10 protein-coding genes and 1 pseudogene are annotated in these 20457 nt (G+C 63.6%); 4 read left to right on the top strand and 7 right to left on the bottom strand.

Annotated elements, in window-relative coordinates; translation table 11 throughout:
• Nucleotides 1–132: 132 nt before the first annotated feature.
• Nucleotides 133–2775, top strand: a complete 2643-nt coding sequence (locus M0D43_RS12235; protein WP_260807233.1) for a glycosyl hydrolase 115 family protein — start codon at nt 133–135, stop codon at nt 2773–2775.
• 103 nt (nt 2776–2878) lie between these two features.
• On the opposite strand, the pseudogene M0D43_RS12230 reads toward M0D43_RS12235, so the two are convergent.
• Nucleotides 2879–5278, bottom strand: a pseudogene (locus tag M0D43_RS12230) (GH36-type glycosyl hydrolase domain-containing protein); the annotation flags it as partial.
• 2 nt (nt 5279–5280) lie between these two features.
• Nucleotides 5281–6663 (bottom strand): MFS transporter, encoded by a 1383-nt coding sequence (locus tag M0D43_RS12225; protein WP_252164834.1) that lies wholly within the window; start codon nt 6661–6663, stop codon nt 5281–5283.
• A 157-nt stretch (nt 6664–6820) separates the two neighbouring features.
• On the opposite strand from M0D43_RS12225, the gene M0D43_RS12220 reads away from it, so the two are divergent.
• Together M0D43_RS12220 and M0D43_RS12215 are read left to right on the top strand one after the other, a co-directional pair.
• A complete protein-coding gene (locus M0D43_RS12220) occupies nt 6821–7405 on the top strand; it encodes a gluconokinase (protein WP_101364943.1) in 585 nt (194 codons plus the stop codon).
• A gap of 799 nt (nt 7406–8204) precedes the next feature.
• On the top strand, nt 8205–9935 hold the full coding sequence (locus tag M0D43_RS12215; protein WP_252164833.1) for a BamB-related PQQ repeat family beta-propellar protein: 1731 nt from the start codon (nt 8205–8207) through the stop codon (nt 9933–9935).
• Between the two features lie 322 nt (nt 9936–10257).
• Here M0D43_RS12215 and M0D43_RS12210 read toward each other — a convergent pair whose 3' ends face one another.
• The 5 genes from M0D43_RS12210 to M0D43_RS12190 form a co-directional block, all read right to left on the bottom strand.
• Nucleotides 10258–10485 (bottom strand): hypothetical protein, encoded by a 228-nt coding sequence (locus tag M0D43_RS12210; RefSeq protein ID WP_252164832.1) that lies wholly within the window; start codon nt 10483–10485, stop codon nt 10258–10260.
• Nucleotides 10466–10915, bottom strand: a complete 450-nt coding sequence (locus M0D43_RS12205) for a 3-dehydroquinate dehydratase (protein ID WP_252164831.1) — start codon at nt 10913–10915, stop codon at nt 10466–10468. The genes M0D43_RS12210 and M0D43_RS12205 overlap by 20 nt, the downstream gene beginning before the upstream one ends.
• 10 nt (nt 10916–10925) lie before the next feature.
• Nucleotides 10926–11354 (bottom strand): hypothetical protein, encoded by a 429-nt coding sequence (locus M0D43_RS12200; protein ID WP_252164830.1) that lies wholly within the window; start codon nt 11352–11354, stop codon nt 10926–10928.
• A gap of 497 nt (nt 11355–11851) precedes the next feature.
• Complete coding sequence (locus tag M0D43_RS12195; RefSeq protein ID WP_252164829.1) at nt 11852–15709, bottom strand: translocation/assembly module TamB domain-containing protein; 3858 nt, start codon at nt 15707–15709, stop codon at nt 11852–11854.
• Nucleotides 15706–17487 carry an autotransporter assembly complex protein TamA gene (locus M0D43_RS12190; RefSeq protein ID WP_252164828.1) on the bottom strand — a complete coding sequence of 594 codons (1782 nt, stop codon included), beginning with the start codon at nt 17485–17487 and terminating at the stop codon, nt 15706–15708. Before M0D43_RS12190 ends, M0D43_RS12195 begins: the two co-directional genes overlap by 4 nt.
• A gap of 236 nt (nt 17488–17723) precedes the next feature.
• Between M0D43_RS12190 and M0D43_RS12185 the strand changes: the two genes are divergently transcribed.
• Nucleotides 17724–20414: a TonB-dependent receptor domain-containing protein gene (locus tag M0D43_RS12185; RefSeq protein ID WP_260808267.1), complete on the top strand. Its 2691-nt coding sequence runs from the start codon at nt 17724–17726 to the stop codon at nt 20412–20414.
• The last annotated feature ends 43 nt before the right edge of the window (nt 20415–20457 follow it).

Raw genomic sequence — 20457 nt, 5'->3', positions numbered from 1 at the left:
GGGCGCGGAACATGTGCAGGCGTAACACATACCGCCGCGGTGAATCGGCCGTGCCCTTCGCTCACAACCGCAGTCGATACGTGCGTCGCGCCACATCCATCCAGAACTCAGTACCGCATGCGTGGAGAGCCCATGTCCGTTCCGGCAAGCACACAGACCTCGTCAATTGCACCGTCGCGCGGGCGATCCCTGCTGATCATCGCGGTCGGCCTTTTCGCCGCCGACGGTGTCTGGGCCTGCAACACGCCGGTGTCGGTGTGCGAACGCGACAGTGCCGGCGCAGTTGCGCTCATCCGCTCGGAGGTACCGGCAACGGTCGTGGTCGATGCATCGGCCGATCCTGCCGTGCGCTCGGTCGCCGCTAATTTCGCAGACGACCTGCAACGCGTCGCCGGCCGCAGCAGTGGCGTGACCACCGCGCTGGCTGCCGTCCGCGGAACGGCCGTGATCGTTGGCACGCTCGGCCAGAGCCCGATCATCGACACACTCATTGCCAGCGGAAAAATCGACAAACGCGCGTTGCTGCAGCGCTGGGAGGGGTACACACAGATTGTGGTCGAGCACCCCACCGCGCAGATCGATCGCGCGCTTGTCATCGTCGGTGCCGATCGCCGTGGCGCGGTATTCGGCACCTACGATGTTTCAGAGAAGATCGGCGTGTCGCCCTGGTACTGGTTTGCCGACGTCGCAACGGCGCATCGCTCCAACCTGTTCATTACCCGCGGCAGCGTGTCCGATGCGCCGAAGGTGCGCTACCGCGGATTCTTCATCAACGACGAAGACCCTGCCTTGAAGGGCTGGGCCATGAAGAAATTCGGCGGCGTCAATTCGAAGATGTATGCGCATGTCTTCGAACTGGGCCTTCGCATGAAGGCCAACTACCTGTGGCCGGCGATGTGGGGCAAGGCCTTCAATGTCGATGATCCCAACAACATGGTGCTGGCCGATCAGATGGGCATCGTCATGGGCACCTCCCATCACGAGCCGATGATGCGCGCGCAAAAGGAATGGCATCTCAAGAGTATCCCCAACAGCGGTGGTGCCTGGGACTACAACAGCAATGCCGCCAATCTGCGTGCCTTCTGGAAGGGTGGCATCGCGCGAATGATGTCCAAGGGCGGTGGCCAGCGCTACGACAGCCTGGTCACCGTCGGCATGCGCGGCGATGGCGACGAACCAATGGCCGAAAGCACGGCCAGCCAGTTGCTGGAAAAGATCCTAGCGGACCAGCGCGCCATCATCGCCGAGGTCACCGCGGCACCGGCCACGCAGACACCACAGGTGTGGGCGCTCTACAAGGAAGTGCAGGACTACTACGACCACGGCATGCAGGTTCCCGACGATGTCACCCTGCTGTTTTCCGACGACAACTGGGGACAGATTCGACGCCTTCCGGTCACTGACCTGCAACGCGCCGGCGGTTATGGCGTGTACTACCACTTCGATTATGTCGGGGTGCCGCGCAACTACAAATGGATCAACACCAACCAGATCGAAAAAATCTGGCAGCAGATGGATCTGGCCTACCAGCGCGGCGCGCGGCAGCTCTGGATGGTCAACGTCGGCGATATCAAACCGATGGAGTATCCACTGAGCTTTTTCCTGAAGATGGCCTGGAACCCGGAGGCGATGACGCCCGCAGCACTTGCAGCGTATCCGCAGCAATGGGCACAGGCAGCGTTCGGCGCTGCGTCCGCCGGACGCATCGGTGAGCTGATCACCCGCTACAGCACCCTGGTTGCACGCAGGAAACCGGAGCTGATCGACCAGGATACGTTCGCACTTGGTGAGGGTGCGCCTGCCAAGCTGGACGGCGGCGAGTTCGGGGCGATGGTGAGCCAATGGCAGGCGCTCGAGCAGCGCATGCTTGACGTCAAGGCGAACTTGCCAGCCCACCAGCACGATGCCTACTTTCAGCTGATCGAATACCCGATCGCTGCAGTTTCCAATCTCTACCAGCTCTACTACGCGGCGGCGTGGAACAAGCGCCTTGCCGCACGCAACGATGTACGTGCGAACTACTTCGCCGATATGGTCGGAACCACGTTTCAGCGCGATCAGGCCCTGACGCAGCGCTACCACACGATCAACGGTGGCAAATGGGACGGCATGATGAATCAGGTCCACATGAGTTATGTGATCTGGAATGACCCAACTCAGCAGTCGATGCCATCGATCAGCCGTGTTGGCGGCGACACGCCGCCCGACCGGATCGCCCGCTCTATCGCGTTCGCACCGCCTGCACCGCAAACGCCGGGGGTGATCTCGATCGAAGCGCCCATGTTCTCGCGGGTCACCCCCAACAAGGGGCTGCAGTGGACCGCGATTCCCGCGCTGGGACGCACGCAAGGTGCCGTGGTCGCGTTGCCGCAGGGGCAGCCCGCCACCGCGGCCGAGGACCGTGTCGCAGTGGAGTACGACGTGGTCGTCTCAACGCCGGGAATGGCAACGCTCGGCCTGTATCTTGCGCCCACGCTGGAGACGTCCAAGCGCGGGCCGCTCCGGCTCGGCGTGTCGATCGACGATGGTCCGGTGACCACGGTTAGCTCGGACCTGCAACCGACCGGCGGGGCACAGAACACGCCTGCTGAAAAAGCCTGGGCAACGGCGGTGCAGAACAACGCGGTGTTCCTGTCGGCACAGATGGGCGCGCTGGACAAGGGGCGGCACACGATCAAGGTCCTCAGGATCGACGATAACCTGGTCCTGGAGAAGCTCGTGCTGAGCACCGTGCCGGTGCCTGCGTCCTATCTGGGGCCGGCGCCGACACGCTGACGCGAGGCCAGCTGGAGGCCCTCCAGGACGCTTCCTGCCACGTCTTCGCGAGCATGGATCACGCCGCGAAGCACCTTGCCGTCACACAGGCCCAAGCCGGCGCTTACCCCGGCAGCCGTACCTCGACCCGATACACCTGCCCACTGACGATGTTGCCAATGCGCTGATCCGGGCAGACCTCGCCATCCACCAGCACTTCCATCGCGGTGCGGCCCGGCTCGCGCATCAACGTGACGTCAACGTCCGCGCCACGGAACTGGCGCGTCGCACGCGCGTGCGGCCAGTGCGATGGCAGCTGCGGACGAATCGCCAGCGCATTGCCCTGGCCCACCAAGCCGAACAAACCTTCCAGCACGCAGCGATACACCCACGCCACCGTGCCGGTGTTGAACAATTGGCTCGAGCGCCCAGCCGTGCGCGGGTACTGATGCCATGCGCCACGGTAGTAGTTGGGTAACGACACCGGCAGATGGCCGCGTTGCAACACATCCTCGCGGGTCGGCCCCGGCAGGAGCGCGCGCAGGATGTCCCAGGCGCGGTCGGCCTCGCCGATTTGGTACAGACTGTACAAATAGAATGCCGCCGCGTGGTTGTAGACCGCACCGTTTTCCGCCGCACCTGGCCACTTCTGCGTCAGCCGGCCCACGTCCTCGCGCATGTGCGTGTACGCCGGCGCCAGCATCATAGGGCCATACGGCGTGTGCAGCTGCTCGCGCACCGCCTCCAGCAGCGCCGCACGTTGCTCCGCATTGGCGGTACCGGCCAGCAGCGCGAAACTCTGCGGATTGAGATAGATGCGCCCCTCCACATCCTCGGCGATGCCGAAGCGCACACCGTCATCGGTGATACCGCGCGCATACCAGCCGCCATCCCACAGCTCACGGTTGGCATCGGCGTTGATCGTGGCAACCGCCTCGCCAAATGTCTGCGCCTGTGCGCTGCGGCCCTGCGCGGTGCAGATCTCCGACCACAATCGCAGCGCATACGCGGTGGCGACGGTGAGCCAGCCGGACACGCCCTTGCCGCGCCAGCCGACCATGTTCATCGGATCGCACCAATCGCCCTGTGCGATGAAACTCAAACCGCGTGCATCGCGCGCATCCAGCAGCCACTGCATCGCCGCATCCAGCCGTTCGGCCACACTCAGGCGCTGCCCGTCGTGGGTCTCCACGATCGCATCCAGGAGGCTGGTATCGCCGGTTTCGGCCAGATATGCGCTCAGGAAGATCGGCAGCCACACGCAGTGGTCGGTATGCGGCACCTGGTTGATGTATTTCAGCTCGGCGCCTTCCACCAACAGAATGCCGTCCGGCATCGCGCCGCTGGGTTCCTGCTGCGACAAGGCATGCAACAACGCCGCGCGTGCGGTGGACGGCTGCAGATAGGCCATGCCCATATGGTCTTGCAGATAGTTACGCGTCTGCGGATCGGTGGTCAGACGATTGACGTCGCCGTGATAAAACACCTGACGTGGCAACCAGTGGTTGACCAGGTTGTCCAGCGCCGCGTCGGGCGTGGCGATCTGGATGCATCCACGGCCGGCCTGCAGATAGTCTGCATACTCACGCGCCGCTTGTGCGAAGCCGGCTTCCGACACATAGCGCGCGCGCAGCGCGGCGATTTCGGCATCGTCCTTGGCCGGCCCGAATGCGAAGCGATACACGCTGGCCGCATCGGCGTCCAGCGTCAGCCGGTATTGCAAGGCTGCGGCGGGCGTTTCGTAATGCGCGGCGTGGTTGCCCAGTTGCTCGGCCTGCACGGCCGATGGCGCATGCAAACCACCCTCGCCTTCGAACGCCATCTGCTGCGCGTCCCAGGCCACCGGCGTCTGCTCGTGCAGCAGAAACGTGCAGTCCTTGAAATCGCGCTGGCGGAAGTAATCGTCCACCTTCTGATACGGCGCCACGCTACGGCAGACGATGCCGCCCAATGCCGGCGCGTAGCCGCCGCATTGATGCATCCACGACATGTAGCCGACCGGGAAATAGGCATACAGGCTCAACCTGCGCGCACGCCCGGAGACGTTGTGCACACGGCATTCCCACAGCTCCACCGCATCGTCGGTAGGAAGGCACACGCACAAGTCCACCACGATGTCGTCGTGACGCACACGCCAGCGCACATCGTGCTTGCCGGCAGAGAACTCGAACGCCTGCGGCTGCGCCCGCACCGGTTCGTGCGGCACCGAGTACAACGCGCCGGTGTCTTCATCCTTCAAGTAGAAAAAACGCCCGGGATGATGCGCGTAGTACGGCTGCTCCGGCATCATGAAATTGCGCGCTTCCAGCATCGGCGCATGCGCGTATTTCGATGGCTCCGGCTGCATGAACTGGCCGGTGGCATAGCCGCGGCAGGTCAGCTGCAGCATCATGCGGCGGTTCCACAAAAAGCCACCGGCATTGGGCATTGCGGTGGGGCTATAGAGCGCGTAGCGCGCACCATCGGCGCTGGGCGCCATCAGACTGGACAGCGCATCGGACGTAACAGTGGGGGTTGCAGACACGGTCAAGAATGCTCCGGTTCGTCGCGCTTGCGCGCGGCCAGTTCATGCTGGATGCGGTTCAACAAGCCATCATCCAGCGGATAGAAACGCATGGTCCAGGCAGCCAGCAGCGCGACCGCACCAGGAATCACCGTCAGCAGCAGCACGATGCCGGTCAACGACCCGGTGGACTGCGCAGTGTTGGCGACATAGCCCATTGCGGCCAGCACCCAGGCGATGCCGGCCGAGGCCAACGCGCCACCGAGCTTTTGCGAGAACGTCGCAGCCGCAAACGTCATCGCCGTGGCACGGCGGCCGGTGCGCCATTCGGTGTAGTCGGCGCTGTCGGCATACATCGAAAACGCCAACGGCGATTTCGGCCCCAGCGCCAGGCCGATCAGCATGTTCAGGGCAAATACCACCCACACTGCATCAGCAGGCACGAAGAACATCGCACAGCTGAGCAGGCCGACGAGCACCATCAGCCCGCACATCAGCTGGCGCTTGTCCCAGCGCCGCGTCAGCATCGGCGTGATCGCCGCACCCACGCCCAAGGCCACCGAATAACTGCCCAAAAACAAGCCGACCAGATCCGGGCGTTGCACGTAGTACTTGAGGTAGTACACACCCGCACCACCGCGCATGGTGATCGTGATCATGATGATCAACGACAGTACGAACAGCACGCACCACGGCCTGTTCTGCAACAGATCGGCGATGTCACGCCGGATCGGCGTGTGTTGCTGCGGCGGCGGTTGCACGCGCTCGCGCGTGGCCAATGCCACGGTGACGAACAACAGCATCGCCACCGCGCCGTACAGCATCATCGTGCGCTGCCATCCGAGCGCGTCGTTGCCGTCGCCGAACCAGTGCACCAAATCCATCGTGAAGTAATTGACCAAGGTCGTGCCTGCAAACGCACCGATGAAGCGCAGGCTGATCAGACCGGTGCGCTGCTGACTGTCGGCGGTGATCACGCCCGACAACGCCGAATACGGAATGCTCACCACCGTGTACGCCAGCATCATCACCAGGAAGGTGATCGTGGCCCACCACATGCGCCCATGTTGATCCAGATCCGGCGTGGTGTAGGCAAGCACACCGGTGGCCGCCATCGGCAGCGCACCCCACAGCAGATACGGTCGGAATTTGCCGAGGCGGCTACGGGTGCGGTCGGCCAGCGCACCCATCGCCGGGTCGGCGATCGCATCGGCGATCTTGGTCAACAGAATCATCGTGCCGACGGCAGCAGCCGGCAGATGCATGGTGTCTGTGTAGAAGATCAGCAAGAACGCAGAGATGTTGGCCCAGTACAGATTCAGACCCAGATCGCCGGCGCCATAGCCCAGCTTTTCGCGCCAGCGCAGGCGCGCCGATGCGGGAGACGTTGCGGGCGATGACGTCATCGACACACCTTCAAATGCGTTGTACCCGGCCGGGCACGCCGTTACGCTGGGTGCCCGCGCACCTGGCGAGGAGCGCCGACGCTACACCACGGGTCGGCCGCCGCCAATGTGAAATCCACTCCAATGCCGAATCGATCCAGAGATATAACCTGACGTGATGGACACCGCCACACTCGCCACGCCCGCGTCCGCTTCGCCGCTTGCCATCGTGGTGATGGGCGTGTCGGGCAGCGGCAAGACCACCATTGCGCAGGCACTTGCAGCGCATTACGGCTTCCGTTTTCTGGATGCCGACGACTATCACAGCGTGGCCGCACGCGCGCAGATGGCAGCCGGCCAACCACTCACCGACGCAATGCGGCTACCGTGGGTGGAACTGCTATCGGCGACGCTGCGCGATTGCGTACAGGCTGGCGAATCGGTGGTACTGGCCTTCTCCGGTTTGCGCAGCGCACATCGCCAATTGCTGCGCAACAGCGGCGTACCGATGCGCTTCGTATTCCTGCATGCAGCCCCGCACGTGATCGCCGCCCGCTTGAGCGCCCGCGCCGGCCACTTCATGCCTCCCACATTGCTCGACAGCCAGATACAGACACTGGAACTGCCGCTAGACGAAGCAGACGTCGTGTCGGTGGATGTAGATGCCAACGTCGCTGCCGTGGTGCAGGATGCGATCGGCCAGCTCGCAGCGACCGATCCCGCTGCACTGCAACATGCTTCACGCGCGTCCGAGCGCGTGTGAGTCGGCCCAGATGATTTGCACGAGGCATGCGGTGATTGCCGCTTAGTGCGTTGTGCGTCGCGATGCCGCTGCTGGGTCGAGATCGGCGATACAACAGATCGAGAACGTCTCGCGCATCGTCATGGCACTGCACACAGACAGGGCGCACGGTGCAACGCGGCCTGGTACTTGCTGTCGCGCTGGCTTCGTCGCAGCCAACGCCGATCCATGCAGCCGCATTCTGCGGCCGGCGACTGAGCGGCCAAGCGACTTCGTAGCGCCACTGCGTTCTCCCCACGGGAGAAGTGCGCCGGGGCGGATGAGGGCACAGGCCACGCCCGCCTGCATCCGCATGCCGCGCCATGAGTACCGCGCCGCATAATCAGCCACAGCGCTCAGCGCGAACGTCCATTCGCCACAAGGTGCTGCGAGTATCGGCTCCGATGCCCACATCGCGCACCAGGCTGGTGTCGCACCCTCTTCCATCGCGTTCTCAACCCGCAGAAAGCCACCACACAAGGTTGCGCGACATTTCCAGGTTACTTCTTGCAAACCGTTGTCATCCGCACACATTCAACCAACGCGCATCAATCATTTTTTCTATCGAGACCGCGCAAGATAGTGATGAATCATCACGATTGGTGCGAATAACGAACCGATTGAACGCAAATTTTTCAAGCTGGTCGTACCAGATGCAAACGGACCCGACCGCTTTGTGAATGCAGCGCCGCGCAGGTGTTGCGCGGTCGCTTCAATCGTCCATCGTCGGTCAGCAGATCCGGGGGGATCCAACGCTTCCTTCTATCTAGGACATGCCGTGATGACCAATCCCAAACGCCGTTTGCGGTTCCGCAGTTTGACGCTCGTTCCTTGCTTGCTCGTCAGTGCAGTGGCTGTCGCTCAGTCTGGTGCCTCCACCGCACAACAGCCGGTATCGTCCCTGGATACCCAGGCATTCGCACGCTCCGGCCAGGTCTGGCGCAGCTTCGGTCAAGACCTTCCCTTCGCCAGCCCCAGCAACTGGACCACCGCCGGTGGCGGCTACTTGAATTGGCGTTTCGCACCGGGCGAGTGGAAGATCAATCGCACCACGGCCAAGACCCTCAAGCCGGCGTGGACCCTGACCACCACCGGCGATATTTCGGCAACGCCCAGCGTCGAAGGGGGCACCTTGTATGTGCCCGATTGGGGCGGCACGCTGTATAGCGTGGACACGCAAACCGGAAAGCCGAACTGGCAAGCCAAGCTGTCCGATTACACCGGCAACGCCAACTCGGTGACGCGCAACACGCCGGCCATCAGTGCCAAGAGCATCATCGTTGGCGACCAGGTCGCCGGCACCTTGCTGGCGCTGGACAAGAAGACCGGCAAGCTGTTGTGGAAGACCACGGTGGAAGCCAACCCGCAGGCGCGCATCACCTCCTCGCCGGTCATCTACGGCAACCGCATCTACGTCGGCGTGTCGTCCGGCGACTGGGGCAACCTGGCGGCCAACCACACTTTCAGCTTCCGCGGCAGCGTGGTGGCGGTGGATCTGAACACCGGCAAGAAGGTGTGGCAGTTCTACAACGTGCCCGAGGGCTACACCGGCGCGTCGGTGTGGGGCCAGGTAGCCATCGACCCGATCAACCGTCGCCTGTATTTCGGTACCGGCAACAATTACAACATTCCGCAGGGCGTGGGTAACTGCATCTCCAATGCGCGCTCCTACCGCGGCAGCGAACTCACGGTGCAGGATGAACTCAACTGCATGGCGCCGGACAACTACGTCGATTCGGTGATTTCGTTGAATCTGGATACCGGCAAGCTGGTCTGGGCCAACCGTGCGCAGGGGTACGATGCCTGGAACCTGTCCTGCATCGTCGCACCCACCAACGGCCTGTGCCCGAATACGCAGGCAACCAACCTGACCGGTCCGGATTACGACTTCGGCGGTGCCGGCGTGCAACTGTTTGCCGTGCCGCACGACGGCAAGTTGCAGCAGTTGGTCGGTGCCGGTCAGAAGAGCGGCATCTACTGGGCCTTCGACGCCAAGACCGGCGCCAAGGTGTGGTCGACGCAGGTCGGCCCCGGCGGCACCACCGGCGGCGTGGAATGGGGTACCGCGTTCGACCCGTACAAGTCGCAGGTCTACGTGGCCATCAACAACAACTCCAACGCCACCTACACATTGGGGCCGGCGAACGTCCAGACCCATAACGGCGGCTCGTGGGCCGCGCTGGACGCGGCAACCGGCAAGATCAAGTGGCAGGTCAAGGTTCCCGGCATCAACCCGGTGAATCCGACCGTGCCGGCGGGCGGCCAGGGCTCGCTGACGGTCTCGCCGAACCTGCTGTATGCCGGCTCGATGGCGGGCAACATGGTCGCACTGGACGCCGACACCGGCGCCACGTTGTGGAACTACAACGCCAGCGGCTCGGTGATCAGTTCGCCGGCCATCGCAGACGGCGCGCTGTATTGGGGCGACGGCTACGGTCGCTTCAACTTCGGTACCGCCGCGACCAGCAATCAGCTAATCAAGTTCGTACCGGAGAACGCAGCAGCCAAGTAAGCAGGATCCGCAGGACGGCAATTACGTGTCCTGTCCGAAACACGACACTGCCGCCTTCGGGCGGCAATGTCTCTCAGTGGTTGTCGTTGGCCGTGGCGTCCAGACAATGCGGCGCCGCACCGGGCGTGCGCTTTGCAGCGCTTGCAGCGACACGTCCGCGCGCTATACACAACGAGCGGCCACCAGAACCTCGCAGGCGGTCGCCAGTTGGATGCGGACAGCGCGCAGCACCTGCAGCGTAAAGGTGATGATGCCGCGCCGAGTCACGCCGCGCCCGCCTAGTGGCTGCGTACTCGTGTTGTCGGCTGCTCTGCGCGCGCAGCTACAGGCGCGTGACCTGGCATAAGCGAATCTGCCCCGCCTCCAACCCGTGTGCCTCGGCCGCGCGTCGGCGCAGCGCGCACACCAAACCGGCTGCATCCAGCTCGCCATCGGCTGGCACCTCCACGCTGTGCGCCAGCTGTCCCCACAGCACCGGCCGACCGTCGCAATAACCTTCGTAATCGGCGAAGTAATGCAGCTGGCGCCGCTCAGGTCCCGACGTGGACATCGCCTTGAATCTCCGTGCAGCCCAGATGTTCCAGCGCGATCTCCAGCCCAAGCAGATAGCTCTGCGCGCAGTAGCCACGCACCGTGGCGATGCATTGCCCCAGACCGTGCGGCAGGCAACGTTCCGGGCGGTCCACGCTATCGTCGTGCGTTTCGACATACGGGTAAGGCAAGTCGCGCAGCACGCGATGCAACCGCGCACTGTCCACGCAACTGCCCGGATCGATCAGCGCGATCTCCATCCGCGCCTGACCGGCCACACGTAGCGCATCCAGCAGTTCCTGCTCCGACCCACAGGCGCGCACCGCCACCGTCTTGCCCGCGTCTCCGGCGCACGCGACCAATTGACGGATAACGGCGCGCGGCAATGGCTGCGGCCCGCGCACCAGCGGCAGCACTGCCTCCGGCCCACGCATGATCATGATCGACATGGCGTCCTCCTCAGGCAGCCACGCGCAATGGCGCGTGCAGCGACGGCAAACACCGCGCGGCAATCCCGAGCGACATCGCATACGCACGCGGCGCATCGTGCGGCGTGATCACCACCGCCAACGGTGCATGCTGCGCATGCAGCCACGGCTCCAGCTCCTGATCGGCATCGGTATGCAGCTCGATATACGGGGTGGGCAACGCGTCCACGGCAGCACGCAAGGCCCGCGCGCAGCTGCGCTCGGACAAGGGCAGATCGCCCGAATCCAGCAACACCAGCTCCACCTCGGCATCGCCACCGGCCGCATGCAGCTCGGCAATCAAGCTATCCACATCGGCACACGCCAGCGTGCGCAACGCACGCCCAGCACACTCAGGCAATTGCACCGGCACCAACGGCGCCGGGTCGGCCTGAGGACCTCGCAAAATCAGGATACACATCGTGTTCGGCTCAACGCACTGCTGTGCGGGAGTGCCAAGGTAGATCTGCGTGGCGTAAAGAGGCTAGATCCGCACCACTTCGCGGGCATAAAGAGTACGTAACGGCTCGCCTTCACCAACCAAAACCGCGCGACCTACCAGCGATGACGATACTCAACGCACACGGGGCTGAAACGCGTTTACGCCATGTGAACCTGGTCCTGCAGGGCGTGCACTTACCGCCTACGGATTTTCGAATAGTCGATTGCCAACACTACAATTAGTAACAATTCCGAGAATAAAAACAACTTCACTGTTTTGGCCAATCCCATATCCACTCTGGACCACTGGAGTATCAGAAAGAACACGAAAAAAAGATGATGTAACCAACCTGATAAACCACAAGCGCTCTGAGCCATCTTCTTCTGGCAGCCCTCTATTTGCACAATGCGATCTACAGGACGCCGGCGGCAGACTTCGCAGATGGGCCAGCAGTTCCGCCAGCCAACTGTCACGACCTACTTCTCCCGCCGCCAATTGACCGAGCCCTTGGTCTCCACCGTACTGGATTCGGCTTCGATATCGAAGCCGCGGCTAAGCAGGTATTTCAGCGTCAGGACCGAGCCGCCGCCGATCATCGAGACGCCGTAGCCGACGTAGAGTTTGGGCGAGAGATACTTGCCGAAGCCCACCACCGAGCCCAGCGTGCTGGATTGGCTGACGCCGGCTTCGTCCAGGCCGAGCTTGGCGCCGATCTGCGAGGCGATCAGGCTGCTGCCAGCCGACAGTGCCGCCGAGGCGGCGCTGACCTGCTGGGTTTCGTCGCTGCTGGCCGTGGACAGGCCGCGGCCGAGCACCAGGTACGAGAGCGCTTCGGATTGCGACATTGCCGGCTCGGACCACACATCGGCGCGCGGCGATTCGGCGCGGCCGCTGACGTCGATACCGGCGGTGACATCGCCGATCTTGCGTTCGGCGCGCAGGCTCACGCGCGGGTCGGAGACGATGTTGTTGTTCCAGGTCAGCTGGCCGCGGCTGATGGTCAGATCCTGGCCATAGGCCTTGTAGCGGCCGCGCACATCCAACCCGCCGCTGGCGGTCATCTCGCGGCCCGGACGCGCGCGAATCTGCATCTGCCCGCTCAATCCGCCCTTGAGGCCGAAACCGGTCATGTTGACCTTGTCGCCGAGCACGATCGCCAGGTCCATATCCAATGGCGAAGCTGGCGTTTGTTCTGGATCTACCGGATCCAGCACCACCACGTCTTCGGACACCGAGGTGCCGCGGTCCAGGCGTTCCAGGTCGATGTCGGCTTCGGGCACGGTGACCTTGCCGCGCAAATGCATGGTGTTATCGGTAATGCCGAACTGCATGTCCGGGTTGGCGATGATGCGCAATTCGCTGGTGTTGTAGGCCAGCACGTTATTGCCGCGGATATTCAGCAGCAGCGGCGTGCTGGTGCCGAACCACGACAACCCGCCATCGACGGTGAGCGTGCCTTCGCCGGATTTGGCCGAGGCGGTGATCTTGGCCGAGCCATCCGGCAATGCGTCGAAGCGGCCCTTGCCTTCGCTCAGGGTCAAACCCATCGACGGGTATTCGGCGGTGAAATCGCTCAAGGTGGCATCGCCGCCGAGCAGCGGTTTGTCGCGGGTGCCGCGCAGGCTCACGTGGCCTTCGACCAGCCCCTTCGGCCGCACCACATCGGCAATTACCAGCTCCAGCCAGTACAGCCGCGACATGTTGAGATACAGCTCGCCGTTGAGCGGTGCGTACGCATCCCAGCCGGTGTTGAACTTGGCATCGACAAAGCCGGCGCCCTGGAAGCCGATACCGAGCTTGCCCTGGATCTGCTGCTGGGTGAAATCGGCCTGCATGCTGAACTGGTCGTAGCGCAACAACTCGCCGCGATTGGGGTTGCCGGCCACGGCGGCGTAGCGGGTTTCGCCCAGACGAATACCGCCTTCGGGCGATGCGATGCGCAGGCTGCCTTCCCACGCGTTGCCGCGCGGCTTGAAGCTGCCGTCCAGCGACAACTCGCCACGCAGATAGATCTGCCGGCCTTCCTGCTTCGGCAGCCATGGCTGCACCAGCGACAGCGGCAGTGCATCGCCATGCACCACCATGCCTTCGCGCGGCCAGTTGGCGCTGGCGCAGAGCGCGCCGCCGGTGGCTGCGCCCAGGCAGGTATCGGACAAGGTGAAGGCCGCACCGTCGGTACTGAACTGCGCCGGCTGACGCAGTGCCCAGGCATCGCCCTTGGAAGGTGCAATCCGCAAGGTGGCGACCTGGCCCTGCCAGCGCTCGCCATTGCGCCGTACATCGCCCTGCAGTGCAACGCTGGCCATGCTGTTGGCGATATCGGCATCCAGCCGCAAGGCTTCCACCGCGCCGCGCGCCTGCACGCGCACGCTGTCGAGCACCGCGCCGGCTTCGATGGCGGTGCCTTGCAACGCCAGTTGCCCATCGCTGCCGCGCCACGGCAGCCGGCCACGCAGGCTGATGCTCTGCGCGCTATAAGTGTTCCAGCGCAGGCCATTGCCGGCGATGTCGGCGGTGATGTCGGGCGCGTCGCGCTTGCCGCTGACCTGCAGCTGCCCACGCACCACGCCGGTGGCACCAGGCAGCACGTCGTCCAGTTGCAGCGGCTGCAGCTGTGCAGCGATGTCGAGCTGGCTGCCGACCTTGCCCTTGGCGTTGATGCGGCTGTTGCCGAGCGCCAGTTGCAGCTCGCCTTCGCCTTGTTCGCCGCGCAGTGCGAATTTGCCATTGGCCGACAGCGCGCGTTGACGCAGCTGCCCGGTCAGGCTGGGAATCTCCGCAGTGGCCTCCACACCCGGCGAGACGCCGCCTGCAGGTGCCGGCAACTGGCGACCCCTGGATGCAATCTTGCCGGATAGGTTGCCATTCCAACCAGGCGCGAAATAACCCGGGTCGAACTTGGCCAGGTGCGCGGTGACATCCCATTGCAGCTCCGGCGCCCAAGCCACTTCGCCGGTGAGATCCAGCGAGCCGCCCGGCGTTTTCGCCTGCACCTGCTTGAGCTGCGCACGTTGGTCATTGCCGCGGCTGTCGAAGATCAGCTCGGCCTGCTGACCATCGCGCTCGACCGTGGCGCTGCCGATCGCGGCCCACGCCTTCAAGGTGCCGGCCACGCCCAAGCGTGCGTCCCGCAACTCCACCGGCACCAGCGGCGCGTCGGGTGTGGCCGGGTCCGCCGCCGGAGTGAAACGCAGGCCGCTGGCGTTGACCGCAAACTGGAAACTCGGATTTTGGATATCGCGGAAATCGGCGGTGCCGCGCAATTGCGTGCGGCCTTCGAAGGTGTCGATCACCAACGGTTCGACGGTGAGTACCTGTTCGGCCAGGCCGATATGCGAAGGCTGCAGCGTGGCGCTCAACTCACCTTGCTTGATGCGGCCGTGCAGATCGGCGTTGCCGCCCTTGCCGGAGGCTTGCAGGTTCAGTGCGATCGGCGTGCCGGGCGGATTGGCCTGCCCCTCAGCGGCCGGAATCAGCAGCGAGGGATCCAGCGCATCGGTGACCGCCTTGAACGCCCAGGTCGGGTCGTCGCGGCCGGTAAACACCAGGCTGGCCTGCAGCGGGGCCGGTGCGCGGCCGGCGATGGCCACTTCCATCTTGTCCAGGTCGCCGCGTGCCACCAGCCCCAGGCTGGCCGGGGTACGCCCGCGCGCGGCCGGTAGCACCGCCGTGGCGGTGAGGTCGGCGCGGTACGCGTCGTTGGGCACGTAATCGCCATGCAGGCGGAAATCGCCCATGTCGGTGTCGATCACCAGATCGCGCGTGCGCAGTTCGCCGGTGGCCACTTCCAGCCCGCCCTGCATCTTGTGCAGCACGATCATCGGCTGCTGCAGCTGGGTGATGCGCAGGTTCTGCACATCGATCTTGTCGACCTGAATCGCCAGCGGCACGTCGATCTGCGGCAGCGACTCGGGCCAGCTGGGGAGTTTGAACGGCTCCTCGCTCTTGCCCAGATTCAAGGTGGCGTTGCTGACCTGCACCGCGTCCAGCTGCAGCTTGCGCCCCAAGAGCGGGCGCAGATCCGGCTCCAGATACACGCGCTCGGCGGTGAAGTGGATGTCCTGATACCTGAAGTCGACATTGCGCAAGGTCAGCGGGCCGGCGACCGGGCCCTCGACTTTGCCGTAGGTAAAGGTGGCACCCACCGGCAGGCGCGCAACCACCTGCGCCAGCAACACGTCGCGCCCGGCCACGGTCTGCAATAACCAATAGAGCGCGATCAAGGCCAGCAGCACCAGCCCCAGCACGGTCAGACCCGAGCCTACCCAGAACCGGCGGCGGCGATAGAAGCGCGCGCGGGGTGGTGCGGCGGGCGGCGGCGTGGGTGTGCTCACAGATTGGCCCCGATATCGATGTAGAGCTGAAACTGCGAGTCGGGGTCATTCAAGCCATGCGCGATGTCCACGCGCACCGGGCCCACTGGCGAGCGCCAACGCAGGCCGAAACCGATACCGGTATGCCAGTCCGGCCGGTCATCGAACGCGCTACCGCTGTCGACGAACACCGCGCCGCCCCACGGGCCACCCTTGAGGTAATGCTCGTATTCCGCACTGGCGGTGACCACGTTCTTGGCACCCAGTGCGAATTCGTCGGGCTTGGGCGTGCGCGGGCCGACTTCGCGAAACGCATAACCGCGAATACTGTTTGCGCCACCGGCGAAGAAGCGCAGGCTCGGCGGCATCGCCACCAGGTCGCTGGTCCAGGTGGTGCCACCTTCGCCACGCAGGATGATCCGGCTGTTGTCGCCAGCGCCCAGAAACCAGCGCAGTTGGCCATACAGCTGGCCGAAGTTGGTATCGGAGCCGGCACCCTCGGCGCCGCCGCGGATGAACATCTGGCCGGACACGCCGCTGCGCGGAAACAGCCGGTCGTCGACGTTGATGTAGTTGGCCTGCAGCTGCGGGTAGATCAGCGTGGAGGTTTCGTACACCGCGCCGTCGAAATCGTCGCCGCTGCTGAAGCGCCAACGCTCGCGCAGGGCGTTGATCGAGGCGATCGCACTCCAGCGCTCGTTGATCTGGCCGCTGCGGCTGCCGGTGAGTTTGACGTTGCGCAGATCGATGTAGTCGGTCTGCTCGTCGTACAGCCGCGCCGAGGCGGTATACCAGCCATCCAGCCAACGGAACGCCGGCACGCGGTAGCTGGTGGTCAGGCTTTTGCGGTTCTGTGCGTAGTCCAGCTGCGTGTCCATCTTGTGGCCGCGCGAGTTCACATAGCGCCGCTCCACGCCACCGCGCACACCGGCGCCGCTCTCGCTGCCGTAACTCAGGCCGGCGGTGTAGACGGTGCGCTTGGCGCGGGTGAGTTTGACGTCCACCGGCACGCGGCCATCGGCGTCGGCTTCTTCGGGCTTGGGCTGGATGTCGATGGTGCTGAAGTAATCCAGCTTGGTCAGCGACTCGCGCAGCCGATCCAGCTTGCCTTCGTGGTAGTAGCTGCCCTCGTCCCAGTACACCAGCGGGTCGAACAGGCCATCGCGGAAGTAGTCGTAGTCAAAGCGCACCTTGCCCATGTCGTAGCGGCGGCCGCTATCCCAGTTCAGATCGATATCGGCCGCATGCTCGGCACGCGTGATCGCAACGCGGCGCTGGGTGAAGTCGGCATCGAAGTAGCCACGCTCGGCCAGGCGCCGGGTAATGCGCACCTTACTGGCTTCGTACTGCGGATGACTGAAGACCTGGCCCTCGCGCGGCTCGAACTGCTTGAGGTCCTGGCCCAGATAACGGTCCTGCTCGGCCCAGCCAGTGATGGAGATATGCGAGGCGCGCACCCGCACCGGCTCGCCACGATCCACCGTGATCACCACGGTCACCTTGTCGCCCGCACGTGGCGCAGCCAGCGTGATGGTCGGCGAGTAATAGCCAAACGGCTCCAGCGCCTCACGCGTCTGCCGCTCGGCTTGTGCCAGCAGATACTCCAGACGCGACTCGCCCTGTTCCTTGCCGACGGCCTCATAGAGAGACAAAGAGACCTGAATGTTCTCGATCATCTCGGCGTCGTCGCCGTCGTCCAACCCCTTGATTTCGATCCTGTCGATGGTTGCCCGAGCAACCGCTTGCAGCGGAACGAACAGGGTGCACAGCAAGAAAAGAGCAAACACGACTTTAAGCATCGGCGAAGGATACCCAGCCTCGGTGTGAAGGGACAAAAAATCTAGGCAAACGCGACTATACGGGGGCCGAGTGACGTGGTTACATTCGGCGTGTTGTTAACGTTTCGTTGGCACCGATTGCGAGCGCCCCCCAATTGCTGCTTGCCCGTTTACACCCTGAGAGAGAGGTCAATTTCATGAAGCGTCGTTTGCTGGTTACCGCTGTATGCACCGCCCTGACGATGCCATCGCTCGCGATGGCACAGGACCAAGGTGACGTGACCCAATTGGACAAGGTCACCGTGACAGGTTCGTTGATCCCCCGCTCCCAGATCGAAACCGCCACCCCGGTCTTCTCGATCACTTCGCAGGACATCCAGCGCCGCGGCTTCAAGGACGTCTACGACGTGCTGCGCTCGCAGCCGATGGCCACCGGCTCGGTCCAGGATGGCCAGTTCAGCAACGGCTTCACCCCAGGCGCCAAATCCTTGAGCCTGCTCGGCCTGGATCCCGGTTTCACCCTGGTGCTGATCGATGGCCGGCCGATGGCCGACTACCCGCTGCTCTATAACGGCCAAAGCAACTTCGTCGATCTGGCCAGCGTGCCGGTCGGCATGGTCGAGCGTATCGACGTGGCGCCAGGCAACCAGTCCTCGATCTACGGTTCCAGCGCCATCGCCGGGGTGGTCAACATCATCCTGAAAAAGCGCATGGACGGCGTGCAGATGAATTACCGCATGGGCACCTACGATGGTGGCGGCGGCAACAACCAGCGCTTCCAGCTCACCGGCGGCAACGAGATCGGCGGCGCCAATATCGTGTGGGGACTGCAGCTCAACAATCAGGACCCAATCTACGGTTTTCAGCGGCGCGATTTCGATTCGACCAACGACAACCCGGACCCGACCCTGCGTTATGGCTCACGCATCGCGCTGCACAACACGCCGCGGACCTACATCGACCCCGGTGCCGACAACTGCGCTGCGCTGGGCGCGCTGTTCAATCGATCGGTGCAATACGACAACCGCGCCAACCGCGGCAACTTCTGTAGCAGCCGTGCAGAGCCTGGCTACGCCAGCATCCTCAACAAGGAACGCAGCGCCAGCGGCTACGCCAACCTGAGCTATGCGTTCAACGACAATGCCGAGTTGTACTCGACCCTGTTGCTCAACCGCACCAAGGTGGAAGTCAACAGCGGTCCGCGCTTCTGGCAAACCTCTTCTGACACGGGCGGCCTGTTCTACAACCAGGACAGCCAACAGCTGGAAGGGTATCAGCGCATTTTTGCACCCGAAGAAACCGGCAATCTGGATTTCAACAACAACCGCCAGACCGCCGATTCCTACAACATCGCAGTTGGTCTGAAGGGCGGTCTGGGTGCCAGCAACTGGACCTACGATGCCTATTACGCGCGCTCGGAGTACCGCATCGAAAGCCGACAGCAATGGCCGCTGACCGATCGCATCGAAGACTTTTTTCGCGAGCAATTCCTCGGCGCACAACAGGGCGAGTATTACGGCTACCCGGTCTACTCGCCCAACGATGCCAACTTCTATCGCGCGTTGACGCCGGCGCAGTACCGCAGCTTCAACGATGAAATCCGCACCAAGTCCAGGACCTGGACCCAGAACGTCAACCTGCAGCTGACCAACACCGAGTTGTTCAACATGCCGGCCGGCGCGGTGGGCATCGCCGGCGTGTTTCAGGCAGGCAATCAGTACTGGACCAATCCAACCGACCCGCGCGTCATCGCCGGCGACTTCTATCAGCTGACCGGTACCCAAGGCAGCGGCAAGCGCGACAACTGGGCGGCAGCGTTCGAAATGCGCGTGCCGATCCTGAGCACCCTGACCGCCAACCTCTCCGGCCGTTACGACGACTACAAGAACCAGGGTGGCGGTGGCGATTCCAAGTTCACCTACAAGGCCGCGCTGGAATTCCGCCCGATCGATTCGCTGCTGTTCCGCGGCAACTACGCCACTGCGTTCAAGGCACCGGACATGGCGTTCTCCTTCGCTGGCGACAGCGGCTTCTTTCAGGGAGTCAACGATTACTACCGTTGCGCGGTGGAAGAACCGGGCGTGCCGATCGCCGATTGCACCTACGCTGGCACCACGATTTCAGGACGCCGCGTCGGCAATCGCGACCTGAAGTCGATCACGGCCAAGTCCTGGGGCGCCGGCGCGGTGTGGTCGCCGAGCGCACGCTTCAGCGTCAATGCCGACTACTACAACATCAAGATCGACCAGAAGGTCAGCGATCTCAGCACCGACAATCTGCTGCAGACCGAATCGGCGTGCCGTTTGGGCAGCCTGGACATCAGCTCGCCCACCTGCGTGGATGCGCTGTCGCGGATCGATCGCACTGGCCCCGATGCACTCGTGCCCAATCGCCTGAGCAGCATTCGCATCAACCCGGTCAACATTTCCAACGAGGAAATCTCCGGCGTGCTCACCAAGGCGACGTACAACCTGGCGACCGAATCCTTGGGCCTGTTCGTGTTCGACGCGCAGTACAACCTGACCCTCAAGCACAAGAGCCAGCAGTTCCCGCAGGACCCGGTACGCGACCTACTCAGTGAGCCCTTCTTCTCAACCGAATTCCGCAGCATCACCAATGCCTCGGTGACCTGGCAGAAGGATGCGTGGACAACTACCTTGTTCGGCCAGCGCTATGGCCGCACACCGAACTATCTTTCGCAGCAGAGTACCAATGGCTACGCGGTGGAAGGTGCACGCAAGGTGGGCGCCTGGACCACCTTCAATGCGACGCTGGACTATGCCATCAACGACGATATCTCGCTCACGGCGACGGTCAACAACCTGACCAATGAACGTCCACCGCGCGACCGCACCTACACCGACTACCCGTACTACAACATCTTCAACTACACCGGCTACGGCCGCTCCTACATGCTGGAATTGAACTGGCGCTTCGGCGCGCATTGATTCACTGCACTGTGTGTGCGTACCTCCAGCGGCAGCCATCACG

Source organism: Xanthomonas prunicola (genome assembly GCF_025266575.1).
In the GTDB taxonomy this organism is placed as follows: domain Bacteria; phylum Pseudomonadota; class Gammaproteobacteria; order Xanthomonadales; family Xanthomonadaceae; genus Xanthomonas; species Xanthomonas prunicola.
This window is presented reverse-complemented; position numbering and strand designations above follow the sequence as displayed.

Coding starts and splice junctions, on each gene's coding strand:
- M0D43_RS12225 (WP_252164834.1), bottom strand. CDS start 6,663: ATGACGTCATCGCCCGCAACGTCTCCCGCATCGGCGCGCCTGCGCTGG.
- M0D43_RS12235 (WP_260807233.1), top strand. CDS start 133: ATGTCCGTTCCGGCAAGCACACAGACCTCGTCAATTGCACCGTCGCGC.
- M0D43_RS12210 (WP_252164832.1), bottom strand. CDS start 10,485: ATGTCCACGTCGGGACCTGAGCGGCGCCAGCTGCATTACTTCGCCGAT.
- M0D43_RS12200 (WP_252164830.1), bottom strand. CDS start 11,354: ATGTGTATCCTGATTTTGCGAGGTCCTCAGGCCGACCCGGCGCCGTTG.
- M0D43_RS12190 (WP_252164828.1), bottom strand. CDS start 17,487: ATGCTTAAAGTCGTGTTTGCTCTTTTCTTGCTGTGCACCCTGTTCGTT.
- M0D43_RS12220 (WP_101364943.1), top strand. CDS start 6,821: ATGGACACCGCCACACTCGCCACGCCCGCGTCCGCTTCGCCGCTTGCC.
- M0D43_RS12185 (WP_260808267.1), top strand. CDS start 17,724: ATGGCACAGGACCAAGGTGACGTGACCCAATTGGACAAGGTCACCGTG.
- M0D43_RS12205 (WP_252164831.1), bottom strand. CDS start 10,915: ATGTCGATCATGATCATGCGTGGGCCGGAGGCAGTGCTGCCGCTGGTG.
- M0D43_RS12215 (WP_252164833.1), top strand. CDS start 8,205: ATGACCAATCCCAAACGCCGTTTGCGGTTCCGCAGTTTGACGCTCGTT.